We start from the raw sequence: 10,841 nt of genomic DNA on the forward strand, positions 1-10,841 counted from the left end.
CGGGTTCCCGGTTGCACAGTGAGCTTGGCGACTGCTGTGGGGTCCGGCCAAGCGATGTAGTGATCCAGCACCTGTCGGTGACGTGTCCGTGACACACGGGAAGAGTTCGTCATCAAGTAGCAGGTGGGACGACGGCCGGGCGCGACGAACTGAGGCACCCTCACCGGGAAGTGAGGGTGCCTCAGGCAGAAACGGACGAGGGCGAGTTGCCCCCCATGACGGAGGAGCGCGTCGACGGGGGCGGCGGTTCAGATGACGAAGCCGACGATCGGGCCCGCCGTGGCGCCGATGACACAGGCGCCCATCACCATCAGGAACTGGCTCATGTGCTCGTCCCCGTCACCGGTCTTCACGGCCAGCGCCATACGGCTGCCCACGATCAGCAGCCCCGCCACACCGGCCGCGGTGACGAGCCAGGCGATGAGGTTGAGGACGAAGTCGAGCTCTTTGGTGACACCGGTGGGCGGGCCCGCGGCCAGCGTGCCGGTCAGGGCGTGCAGGGTGCTCATGGGGTGGTCCTCCCGGTCAGTCGGGCCAGTGATGTGATGTCGCGCGGCAGCGGTCCGGTCAGGTCGCCGGTGCGCCAGTCGGGCACCCACGGGACCCGGTAGACGTCGATGACGGAGCTGATCACCTTGATGCGCTGGGCGAGTTGACGGGGCAGCCGACCGGGTGCGTCCGCGACCAGGACGATGGCGTCGAGGTCGAGCCCCGGGGGCGCGTCGCCGCGCCGGAAGATGTCGAGCGTGTGCGAGACGGCCTCCAGACCGGCGGCGTGCGTCCGCCCGACGAGCAGCACCGAGCCCGGCTCGCCCTGGTCCGGCCGCGGCCAGCCGCGGCCCGCGTCGTGACCGCCGAAGACGGTGGCGAGCGTGGAGGCGCCGGCCCCGCCGTGCGTCGCGACCCAGGCGAACTGCCTTGGACTGACGACGGCTTGAGCGGGTATGGGCCCCTCTTCGCGCTGTCGCGGCTCCGGTTCGCCGACCGGACCGCGGATCCAGATCTCGGGCCCGTCCGGCCCGTGCCGTTCGTTCCCCTGCATCGCGACCCCCTTCATCGCCACTCTCCTCCGTCGTCGGCCCCACCGATCTTCACGTCGCCCGAACAGGTTAGGTAACGGGGTGTGAGTTCCTGGGACGAGCCTGTGACGTCGCGGTGACGCAGGCAACGGGTGGGAGCCGAGAGACTCAACAGCATGTACACGACCGGATCTTGAGGCTGAGGGGAGCCGATGTCCAACGGGGGCGGAAGCACCATGACCTGGGTGGTCGGCGGTTGCATAGCCGCGGTGATCATGCCGGTGGTCATGATGGTCGGAGTGAGCGGGGCATCGAGTGAGGACGGCGGCGGGGCGGGCGGGGGCGGTGGGTTGAAGGACGGCGCCGTTCCGCAGCAGTACGTGCCGTGGGTCCTCAAGGCGGGCGCGTTGTGCGACGTCATCAAGCCCGCCGTCATCGCCGCGCAGATCGAGGCGGAGTCGGGCTGGAACCCCAACGCCCAGTCGCCCGTGGGCGCCGAGGGGTTGTCGCAGTTCATGCCCGGGACCTGGCAGACCTGGGGACGGGACGACGACGGCAACGGCCGTGTGTCCCCGTACGACCCGGGCGATGCGATCATGGCCCAGGGCCGCTACGACTGCGCGCTCGCCAAGCAGGTCGAGGGCTACAAGAACCGTGGTGAGGCGCGCGGCGAGACCCTCGACCTCGCGCTCGCCGCGTACAACGCGGGACCGGGCGCGGTGCACCAGTACGGCGGCATGCCCCCGTACACCGAGACCCAGAACTACGTCGCCCGCATCAAGTCGCTCATCGCCAAGTACGAGTCGGTGGACGACGCGCCGGGCAAGATTCCCGACGGTCAGCAGATGGCGATGCCGCTTCCCGGCAAGCCGCCCATCACCTCCCCGTACGGCATGCGCATGCACCCGATCCTGCACGTCTACAAGCTGCACACGGGCATCGACTTCGGCGCCGCGGCCGGTACGCCGTTCAAGGCGGCCCGGGACGGGACGGTCACCTTCGCCGGATGGTCCAACGGGTACGGAAACCGTGTCGTGATCTCCCACGGAACCATCGACGGCGACCAGATATCGACCACCTACAACCACATGTCCGCCCTCAGCGTCCGTGTCGGTCAGAAGGTGAAGGTCGGTCAGCAGGTCGGCGCGGTGGGCTCCACCGGCTACTCGACGGGACCGCACGCGCACTTCGAGGTCCAGCAGAACGGCACATACGTGGACCCGGCACCCTGGCTGGGGCTGAAGTGAGAAGGAGGGAGGCGACGATGAGCACGCGTACGAGGACGATCGCCGTCGCGGTCGTGTCCGTGACGGGCCTGGTGGCGTTGACGGGCTGTGGCCTGCAGGACCATCGTGATGTGGTGGGTGCGCCGGGTGCGTCGCCCTCCGCGGTGCCCTCGGTGGCGCCGAAGGCACCCCTCCCGTCCGGCAAGCCGCTGGGCGCGGACGCGCGGGTGCCGAGCCCGTCGGGCGTCGACGGGACGGACGCGACGGACGTATCGGAGGCGTGGGCGGAGGTGGCGTACGGCTATGACACGAAGTACGACTCCGGTCCGCACGACGCCGTGCTGCGCTCGGCGCGCTGGTTCACGGCGAAGAAGGCCGCTGCCGAGCGGTCCTACCGGCCGGCCAGCGGCGCGGGCGACGCCTGGAACACCTGGGCCGGGCACAAGGCCTGGACCACGGTGGAGGTGACCCCCGACGACGACGGCGACGGCCCCAGGGACACGGCCGTCCTCGCCTACCGCGCCCTCTACGTCGACGGCACGGCGCACGGCCGCGACGGCTGGACGGGCACCGGGCCGCGCGCGAACGTCTTCCTCAAGCTCACGCGGGCGGGGCACGGTCGGCCGTGGCACGTCGACGAGGTGAACGCGGTGGAGGCCGCGGTCCCTCCGTCCCCGGAATCGTCCGCCGCGTCCTCCTCGACTCCGTCCTCCGCCGCCTCGACCGAACACCCCGAGTGAGGGAACCGATGTCTCGACTCAGCCGCGAACAGAAGCGGGAACTCAAGCGGCAGCGCTCGGCCGGTGTCGCCCCCGGAGGGCACCCGGCCACCGGGGTGACGCCGATCGAGGTGCACGTGCCGGTGACCGCGGACCGCACGGGCGGTGGCGCCACGGTCGGCGGGATGCCGGTCGTCGCCGCGCCCGGCGAGACCGTCCAGGCCGCCGTCCTCACCTACCTGCACCGGCTCGTCCTCGCCACCGGCCACCCGGTCCTCGCCACCGTCGACGACGAGCGCATCGGCTACGTCGTGCCGCTCCAGGTGCACGTGGACGGGTCCAGCCAGTACGCCGGGGAACCCGTGCGGGTGGGCCCGGGGGCGCCGGTGACGGCCGCCGAGCCGGAGCCGCCGACGCGACCGGAGCCGCGGCAGAGCACGCCGGCGCCCCAGGCCCGGCCTCAGGCGTCCGCGCCGGTGTCCCAGGCTCAGGCGCCCGCGCCCGTGTCCGCGCCGGTGTCCGGGGAGGGGGCGGCGCCGGCTCCCCACCGGGACAAGGCGACGTACGTCCTGCGCGCGGTACCGGAACCGGACCTCCAGCCGGCCTCGGAGCCCGCCCCCGTGCCGCAGCCGGCGCCCGCGCAGCGACCGGTGCTCACACCGGAGCCGCAGCCCGCGCCGGCGCCTGCTCCCGTGCCCCAGTCGGCGCCCGCGCAGCGACCGGTGCTCACACCGGAGCCGCAGCCCGCGCCGACGCCTGCTCCCGTGCCGCAGTCGGCGCCCGGTGCACCGGAGTTCGCGCCTGCGCCGCGGCCCGCTCCCGCACCGGAGTCCGCGCCCGTCGCGGCCGAGTTCGGGCCCGCGCCGCAGCCGGTCCGCGCACCCGAGCCCGCACCCGCTCCTGCCCCCGCGCCGGAGCCGCAGCAGCGGCCCGCGGCGGTGCTTCGGCCCGAGCCGGACGTGGCGCCCGCGGTTGCTCCCGCCCCTGCGTCGGAGCCCGAGCACGCGTCCGTCCCGCGGCCGGAGTTCGCACCTGCGCCGCGGCCGGTGGCGGAGCCGCGGCCCGTCGCCGCGCCGGAGCCGCAGCAGCGGCCCGCGGCGGTGCTTCGGCCTGAGTCGGAGGTGGCGCCCGCGCCCGCTCCTGCCTCCATGTCGGAGCCCGAGCACGCGCCGGTGCCGCGGCCGGAGTTCGGGCCCGCAGCGGGGCCGGTCGCGGAGCCGTGGCCGGTCGCCGTGCCGGAGCCGACACCTGCCCCTGCCCCTGCCCCTGCCCCCGCACCTGCGCCGCGGCCCGAGCCGGAGGTGGCGCCCGCTCCCGCCCCTGCTCCCGCCCCTGCGCCGGAGCCGCAGCAGCGGCCCGCGGCGGTGGTGCGGCCTGAGTCGGAGGTGGCGCCCGCGCCCGCTCCTGCCTCCGTGCCGGAGCCCGAGCGCGCGCCCGTCTCGCGGCCGGTCGCCGTGCCGGAGCCGCAGCAGCGGCCCGCGGCGGCCGTGCGGCCCGAGTCGGGTGCGGCTCTCGGGGCCGAGCCCGCTCCGGCGTCTGCGCCGCAGTCGCAGTCCGAGGTGGCGCCCGCGCCCCTGCGGGACCCTCAGTCCGCACCGCGTCCGTTGCCCGAGACGGCACCGGTGTCCCTGCCTGTCACACAGGAGTTCAGGCCCGTGCCGCAGCCGCAGCCGCAGCTGCAGCGGCCCGAGCCGGACGTGTCGCCCGCGGTTGCGCCCGCGCCCGCTCCCGTCGCGCAGCCCGCGCCCGCCGTGACGGAGTTCGGGCCCGCGCCGCAGCCCGGTCCCGCACCGGAGTCCGCGCCCGTCGCGGCCGAGTTCGGGCCCGCGCCGCAGCCGGTCCGTGCGCAGGAGTCCGAGTACGCGTCCGCGCCGCGGCCGGCTGCCGAGCCGGAGCCGCAGGCCGCTCCCGTGCAGCCGCCCGCTGCCGTGCTGCGGCCCGAGCCGGCCCCCGCGCCTGCTCCGGCCCCCGCGCCGCAGCCCGTCGCGGAGGGGCCCACGCCCGCGACGTTCGTGCTGCGTGCCGTGCCGGAGCCGAAGCCGCTGCCGGGGAGCGCGGCGACGCACGTCCTGCGGGCCGTGCCCGAGTCGGCCGCCGGTGCGGTGGCCGCGCCGACGGGGGAGTTCGGGCCGGCACCGGTGGCCGAGCCCGCCCCCGCACGCAAGGCCGTGAGCGAGCCCGCGCCCTTGCTGGACGCGGAGCCCGAGCCGGAGCCGAAGCCCGCTCCCGTGCGCGGCTTCGACGCCGTCGCCGAGGCCGTGCTCGACCAGGCGCCGGAGGGCGACGGCTCGCCGCAGTTCCTCCAGGAGCCCGTGACACGGATCAACGAGGCCGTGAAGATGGGCCGGATCGAGGCGGCCGCGGGCATGGCGGAGCAGGCCGTCGCGGAGGCGTCGCACTCGCTCGGCCAGGAGCACCCCGAGGTGCTGAAGCTGCGCGAACTGACCGCGTACATCGCCTACTTGGCGGGCGACGCGCTCAGGTCCTTCCACCTGTCGCTGGACCTCGCGCAGGTCCGCCGACGGCACCGGGACCCGCGTGCCGCGTACGGCAACGTGCAGAGCGCGGCGGCGGCCTGGCGCGCCGTCCGCGACCCGCTCCAGGGCCTGCACCTGGGACGTGACCTGATCGGCGTGTGGGCGGAGCTCGCGGCCGACGGCGGTCCCGCCGCCGAGGACATCGAGCAGCTGGAGTCGGCGCGTACCCGTATGGGCCGCCTGTCCGAGCGCGCCCGTGTCATGGCCGACAACCCCTACGCGCAGACGCCCCGGGCCCATGGTCAGTGACGGCCGGGGCGCACGGCGCGGTCCCGCGGGACGAGGAGGGGCCCGGCCCGGCGCGGGTGCGGCCGGGGCCGGCGCGTCCGGCGCCGGGGTCGCCGGGCTCGGGGCCGGCGCCGGGGAGCCGGGTGCCGAGGCCGGCCGGGCCGCCGCGGCCCGCCGCCGCTCACCGCAGCCGGGGACGCGGGCGGCACGCCCGGGTGCCCGCGCCCCGCGGGCCGGCGACCCGGCCCCGCGTACCGAGGTGACCGTCAACGAGCTGACCGGCACCATGAGTTGGCGCACCATCACGCCGGGCGGCGCCGGGAAGCGGGGCCGCCCCGATCGCGCGGCGACGCCCGCGGGCCCGCGGGGCGCCGCCCCGATCCCGGCTTCCCCGGCCGCCGTACGGGCCGCGGTGGACGTCCACGTCGAGTCGCTCGGCGCGGGCGAGTTGCAGCATCACCTGGCCCGGGTCGGCGCCCTGCGCTCGCGTGTCGCGGCCGACGTCGCCCTCGGCGGGCGCGTACCGGCGGTGGTCGCCGCCAGAATGCGTTCGGTCTCCACGCCGGCCGCCGCCCACGCGCTCACCGTGGAACGCACGGACGCCATGCGGGAGTTGGGCCGCAAGGCGCCCGCGGCGAGGGCGGCGACCCCCGTCGCGGGCCCGGCACGGCCACCGGTCGCGCCGCCGCCGGGGCCGCGGCGCTGACCGGGATGCCCGCCTAGGACGACAGCGCCCACACCGCATGGGCGAGGGCGTCGCCGTTGCGGTCCAGCGCGGTGTCGTTGATGTTCGACGTCGTGTCGCAGGAGGAGTGGTAGCAGCGGTCGAACGGCTGACCCGCCGTACCGCCCCACTTCGCGGCCTGGGCCGTCGTCTTGACGTAGTCGGCGCCGCTGAAGAGGCCGCCGACCGGGATGCCGGCGTTCTTGAAGGGGGCGTGGTCGGAGCGGCCGTCGCCCTCGGTCTCCGGCTCCGTCGCGATGCCCAGGCCCGTGAAGTAGTCCTTGAAGGTCTTCTCGATGGCGGGGTCGTCGTCGTAGACGAAGTAGCCGGGGTTCGGGGAGCCGATCATGTCGAAGTTCAGATAGCCGCTGATCTTCGAGCGGTTCGCGGAGGAGAGGTTGTTGACGTAGTACCGGGAGCCGACCATGCCGAGCTCCTCGGCGCCCCACCAGGCGAACCGGAGGTGTTTGGTGGGCTTGTACTGCGCGCGGGACACGGCGAGCGCCGTCTCCAGGACGGCCGCGGATCCGGACCCGTTGTCGTTGATGCCGGGCCCCGCGGTCACGCTGTCGAGGTGGGATCCGGCCATGACGACCTGATTGGAGTCGCCGCCGGGCCAGTCGGCGATCAGGTTGTAGCCGGTGCGTCCGGACGAGGTGAACTGCTGGAGGGTCGTGGTGAACCCGGCCGCGTCCAGCTTCGCCTTCACGTAGTCGATGGACGCCTTGTAACCGGTGCGGCCGTGCGCCCGGTTGCCGCCGTTGGCGGTGGCGATGGACTGCAACTGCGCGAGATGCGCCTTGACGTTGGCGACGGGGAGGTCGGGGGCGGCGGCCGCGGCGGGGGACGCGGGTGCCGCGCCGGCTATGGAACCGGTGGTGAGGAGCGTGGTGGCCGCCACGACGGCAGCGGCGACGGCACGTCCGGGAACGGAGAGCTTCATGTGGGGGGGCTCCGAATTCCGCAGTGAGTGGGGAGCCCGATGGTGGGGGTGAGGCTGACGCTCCGTCAAGAGCGGAATCCGGTCACCCCCGTCCGCATACCGGAACCTCGCGGTGCCGTACGTCCGAAGTCACGGCCCCCGGCGCCGTACGTCCGAAGTCACGGCTCCCCCCGGGGCGCCGCACGTCCGAAGTCACGGCCCCTACGGCGCCGTACGTCCGAAGCCCCGGCACTCCGCGTGTGTCCCGCCCTTCGGGCGACGCCGGGGATGGTCGCGCGGGCGCTAGTGCACGCAGAACTCGTTCCCCTCCGGGTCGGCCATCACCACCCACTCGCCGGCCGGCTCCTTGACGTGCCGCAGCACGCTCGCCCCCAGCTCCGTCAGCCGCTCGACCTCGGCCGCGCGCTCTGCCGGCGCCGTGTGCAGATCGAGATGGAGCCGGTTCTTGACGGTCTTGGCCTCCGGTACGCGCTGGAAGAGCAGCCGCCGGCCGAGCCCGGTGCCGCTCTCCTCGTCGTACGGGTCGTCCGGATGCCGTACGGCGATCAGGTCCCGGAAGGCCGCGCGGCCGTGGAAGTCGACGGTGGCCTCGGCCGGCAGCGCGCCGATCTCCAGCAGCCGTTCCACCAGCGCGCTGTTGTCCTCGGCCCGGTAGTGGAGCGCGGCGGCCCAGAAGTCGGCCTGGGTGTGCGGGTCGGAGGCATCGACGACGAGTTTCCAGTGCAGGGGAGTGGGCGTCATGGCGGGCATCCTGCCAGTTCACCGGCGGTTCGCGGGCCGGGTCGCCGAAGCGGTCCCGCGGCCGGACGGCGCGGTGCCCGGGCGGTGCCCCCTACGCGTGCTCGCGCGGGGCGGTGACCGTGCCGGCGTCCGGGGCGGTGCCGGGGCTCACGACGGCGTCCGCGCCGGTGACGACCTCGGTCCCCACGGCGATCTCCGCGGCCTCGGCGACCTCGGCCTCCGAGGGGCGGCCGGCGTTCCGCAGCTGGCGGGCCGCCCGCCGCGCGGTGCGCAGGGCGTCGAAGGTGAGCAGCGACAGCGCGAGCCAGACCAGCGCGAACCCGGCCCAGCGCTCGGCCGGCATGGCCTCGTGGAAGTAGAGGATGCCGAGCAGGAACTGGAAGACCGGCGCGAGGTACTGCAACAGGCCCAGCGTCGACAGCGGCACGCGGATCGCCGCCGCCCCGAAGCAGACGAGGGGGATCGCCGTCACCACACCGGTCGCGGCGAGCAGCAGGGCGTGCCCGCCGCCCTGCGCGGCGAAGGTCGCGTCTCCCTGGGAGCCCAGCCACACCAGGTAGGCCAGCGCGGGCAGGAACTGGATCGCGGTCTCGGCGGCGAGCGACTCGATGCCGCCGAGGTTGACCTTCTTCTTCACCAGCCCGTAGGTGGCGAAGGAGAAGGCGAGGCACAGGGAGATCCACGGCGGCCGGCCGTAGCCGATGGTGAGGACGAGGACGGCGCTGAAGCCGACGCCGACGGCCGCCCACTGCACGGGCCGCAGCCGTTCCTTGAGGATGAGGACGCCCATCGCGATGGTGACGAGCGGGTTGATGAAGTAGCCGAGCGACGCCTCCACCACGTGTCCGCTGTTGACCGCCCAGATGTAGACGCCCCAGTTGACCGTGATGACGGCCGCGGCGATGGTGATCAGACCCAGCTTGCGCGGCTGCCGCAGCAGCTCGCCCGCCCAGGCCCAGCGCCGCATCACCAGCAGTGCGATACCGACCACGCCGAGGGACCAGACCATCCGGTGGGCGAGGATCTCGACCGCCCCGGCGGGCTTCAGCAACGGCCAGAAGAGGGGGACGAGCCCCCACATGCCGTACGCCGCGAAGCCGTTCAGCAGACCTACGCGCTGCTCGCTCTTCGACGTCGCGGCCACCGCTGCCTCCTTCTCGTGTGACCGCCGCTCTCGTGCGGCGGAAGTCTCGAAGAAGGTAGCGCCGAGGACCCCTGCCTGTCATGCCCGTATCGCCATACGGTCATGACAGGCAGGGGTGGGGGCGACGGGACCCCAGGGGCTCCCGGTTCAGCCCTTCAGCGCCGCGTCGACCGACTCGGCGAGCGGGGTGGTCGGGCGGCCGATGAGGCGGGACAGGTCGCCGCTGGTTCCGGCGAGCAACCCGCGCTCCACGGCCGCGTCGACGTCCACGAGGATCGCCGCGAACGGCTCGGGCAGACCCGCACCGGTGAGAATGCCCTGCAGCACCTCGCCGGGCACGTTGTTGTACGCGATCTCCCGGCCCGTCTGCGCGCTCAGCTCGGCCGCGTACTCGGCCAGGCCCCACGCCGTGTCGCCGCTCAGCTCGTACGCCTTGTTCTCGTGCCCCTCGCCGGTCAGCACGGCGACCGCCGCCGCCGCGTAGTCGGCACGGGAGGCGGAGGCGATGCGGCCCTCGCCGGCGGCGGCGACGACGGCGTCGTGCTCCAGCACCGGGGCGAGGTTCTCGGTGTAGTTCTCGTGGTACCAGCCGTTGCGCAGGAAGGTGTACGGCAGGCCGGAGTCGAGGATCGCCTGCTCGGTGCCCTTGTGGTCGTCCGCCAGCTTGAAGTCGGCCGCAGGACCGCCCAGCACACCGGTGTACGCGAGCTGCGCGACCCCGGCCTCCTTCGCGGCGTCGATCACGGCGGTGTGCTGCGGGATGCGCTGCCCGACCGCGTTGCCGGAGATCAGCAGCACCCTGTCGCCGGCGGCGAAGGCGCCCTTCAGGGTCTCGGGCGCGCTGTAGTCGGCCACGCGCAGCTCGACGCCGCGGGCGGCGAGGTCGGCGGCCTTCTCCTCGCTGCGGACGACGGCGACGATCTCGGCCGCCGGGACCTTCTCCAGCAGGCCGTCGATGACGTGACGGCCGAGGTGTCCGGTGGCTCCGGTGACGACGATGCTCATGAGTGAACTCCTTGTGGGGTGGTCTGACACTCACCCTAGGAGGTGCACTAACTCTGCGAAAGTACCCACTTTCAAGTAAGGTACTGGCATGGCAGTAAGTACCGGAGCAGCAGAGAACAAGTACACCGTCGGCGAGGCGATGTGCCCCTACCGCCTGGTCCTGGAGCACGTCACCAGCCGCTGGGGCGTCCTCGTCCTGATCGAGCTCCTGGAGCGCCCGTTCCGCTTCAGCGAGCTGCGCCGCGCGATCGGGCGGGTCAGCGAGAAGATGCTGACGCAGACCCTGCAGACGCTGGAGCGCGACGGGCTGGTCCACCGCGACGCCAAACCGGTCATCCCGCCGCGCGTCGACTACTCGCTCACCGACCTGGGGCGTGAGGCCGCGGTGCAGGTGAAGGCCCTCGCGTCGTGGACCGCGGAGCGCATGGACGACGTGGAGCAGGCCCGCCGCACCTACGACGAGGCCCGGGAGGCGAGCTCCCGGGCCTCGTGAAGGGCATGCCCCACCGCGCGGCGGCCGCGTCTCAGCCGACGACCGTCCAGGTGTCCCCGCCC

The 10,841-nt window shown here is 74.0% G+C and carries 11 protein-coding genes; 5 read left to right on the top strand and 6 right to left on the bottom strand.

Annotated features, from left to right (window positions below; all coding sequences use genetic code 11):
* Window positions 1–248: 248 nt before the first annotated feature.
* Both BKI49_RS21850 and BKI49_RS21855 read right to left on the bottom strand, forming a co-directional pair.
* Window positions 249–509 carry a hypothetical protein gene (locus tag BKI49_RS21850; RefSeq protein ID WP_095935972.1) on the bottom strand — a complete coding sequence of 87 codons (261 nt, stop codon included), beginning with the start codon at window positions 507–509 and terminating at the stop codon, window positions 249–251.
* Window positions 506–1,057, bottom strand: coding sequence for a DUF6668 family protein (locus BKI49_RS21855; RefSeq protein ID WP_095935973.1), 552 nt, complete (start codon window positions 1,055–1,057; stop codon window positions 506–508). Before BKI49_RS21855 ends, BKI49_RS21850 begins: the two co-directional genes overlap by 4 nt.
* A 174-nt stretch (window positions 1,058–1,231) precedes the next feature.
* Here BKI49_RS21855 and BKI49_RS21860 point away from each other — a divergent pair, with 174 nt between their 5' ends.
* The 4 genes from BKI49_RS21860 to BKI49_RS35090 all read left to right on the top strand — a co-directional run bounded on the left by BKI49_RS21860 (window position 1,232) and on the right by BKI49_RS35090 (window position 6,435).
* Window positions 1,232–2,266: a peptidoglycan DD-metalloendopeptidase family protein gene (locus BKI49_RS21860; protein ID WP_095935974.1), complete on the top strand. Its 1,035-nt coding sequence runs from the start codon at window positions 1,232–1,234 to the stop codon at window positions 2,264–2,266.
* 17 nt (window positions 2,267–2,283) lie between these two features.
* Window positions 2,284–2,985 (top strand): hypothetical protein, encoded by a 702-nt coding sequence (locus BKI49_RS21865; RefSeq protein WP_257004903.1) that lies wholly within the window; start codon window positions 2,284–2,286, stop codon window positions 2,983–2,985.
* An 8-nt stretch (window positions 2,986–2,993) separates the two neighbouring features.
* A complete protein-coding gene (locus tag BKI49_RS36185; RefSeq protein WP_306453568.1) occupies window positions 2,994–5,750 on the top strand; it encodes a hypothetical protein in 2,757 nt (918 codons plus the stop codon).
* A gap of 238 nt (window positions 5,751–5,988) precedes the next feature.
* Window positions 5,989–6,435 (top strand): hypothetical protein, encoded by a 447-nt coding sequence (locus BKI49_RS35090; protein ID WP_143658485.1) that lies wholly within the window; start codon window positions 5,989–5,991, stop codon window positions 6,433–6,435.
* A 13-nt stretch (window positions 6,436–6,448) separates the two neighbouring features.
* Here the strand turns inward: BKI49_RS35090 and BKI49_RS21880 are convergent, their stop codons facing one another.
* From BKI49_RS21880 to BKI49_RS21895, 4 genes are all read right to left on the bottom strand, one after another.
* Window positions 6,449–7,396 (bottom strand): M28 family metallopeptidase, encoded by a 948-nt coding sequence (locus tag BKI49_RS21880; RefSeq protein WP_095935976.1) that lies wholly within the window; start codon window positions 7,394–7,396, stop codon window positions 6,449–6,451.
* Window positions 7,397–7,678: 282 nt separating this feature from the next.
* Entirely contained in the window at window positions 7,679–8,146 is a 468-nt protein-coding gene (locus BKI49_RS21885; protein WP_095935977.1) for a VOC family protein, read from the bottom strand.
* Between the two features lie 82 nt (window positions 8,147–8,228).
* Window positions 8,229–9,281 (bottom strand): EamA family transporter RarD, encoded by a 1,053-nt coding sequence (gene rarD, locus BKI49_RS21890; protein WP_095935978.1) that lies wholly within the window; start codon window positions 9,279–9,281, stop codon window positions 8,229–8,231.
* A 147-nt stretch (window positions 9,282–9,428) separates the two neighbouring features.
* A complete protein-coding gene (locus tag BKI49_RS21895; RefSeq protein WP_095935979.1) occupies window positions 9,429–10,286 on the bottom strand; it encodes an SDR family oxidoreductase in 858 nt (285 codons plus the stop codon).
* 88 nt (window positions 10,287–10,374) lie between these two features.
* Between BKI49_RS21895 and BKI49_RS21900 the strand changes: the two genes are divergently transcribed.
* Window positions 10,375–10,779 carry a winged helix-turn-helix transcriptional regulator gene (locus BKI49_RS21900; protein ID WP_095935980.1) on the top strand — a complete coding sequence of 135 codons (405 nt, stop codon included), beginning with the start codon at window positions 10,375–10,377 and terminating at the stop codon, window positions 10,777–10,779.
* The last annotated feature ends 62 nt before the right edge of the window (window positions 10,780–10,841 follow it).

Origin of the sequence: Streptomyces sp. Tue6028, from assembly GCF_002300165.1 — a bacterium.
GTDB classification, from domain to species: Bacteria; Actinomycetota; Actinomycetes; order Streptomycetales; family Streptomycetaceae; genus Streptomyces; species Streptomyces siamensis.

Bases quoted from the DNA above. Each gene is read 5' to 3' on its own strand.
- BKI49_RS21850 (WP_095935972.1), bottom strand. From the start codon at position 509: ATGAGCACCCTGCACGCCCTGACCGGCACGCTGGCCGCGGGCCCGCCC.
- BKI49_RS21855 (WP_095935973.1), bottom strand. From the start codon at position 1,057: ATGAAGGGGGTCGCGATGCAGGGGAACGAACGGCACGGGCCGGACGGG.
- BKI49_RS21860 (WP_095935974.1), top strand. From the start codon at position 1,232: ATGTCCAACGGGGGCGGAAGCACCATGACCTGGGTGGTCGGCGGTTGC.
- BKI49_RS21865 (WP_257004903.1), top strand. From the start codon at position 2,284: ATGAGCACGCGTACGAGGACGATCGCCGTCGCGGTCGTGTCCGTGACG.
- BKI49_RS36185 (WP_306453568.1), top strand. From the start codon at position 2,994: ATGTCTCGACTCAGCCGCGAACAGAAGCGGGAACTCAAGCGGCAGCGC.
- BKI49_RS21880 (WP_095935976.1), bottom strand. From the start codon at position 7,396: ATGAAGCTCTCCGTTCCCGGACGTGCCGTCGCCGCTGCCGTCGTGGCG.
- BKI49_RS21885 (WP_095935977.1), bottom strand. From the start codon at position 8,146: ATGCCCGCCATGACGCCCACTCCCCTGCACTGGAAACTCGTCGTCGAT.
- BKI49_RS21895 (WP_095935979.1), bottom strand. From the start codon at position 10,286: ATGAGCATCGTCGTCACCGGAGCCACCGGACACCTCGGCCGTCACGTC.
- BKI49_RS21900 (WP_095935980.1), top strand. From the start codon at position 10,375: ATGGCAGTAAGTACCGGAGCAGCAGAGAACAAGTACACCGTCGGCGAG.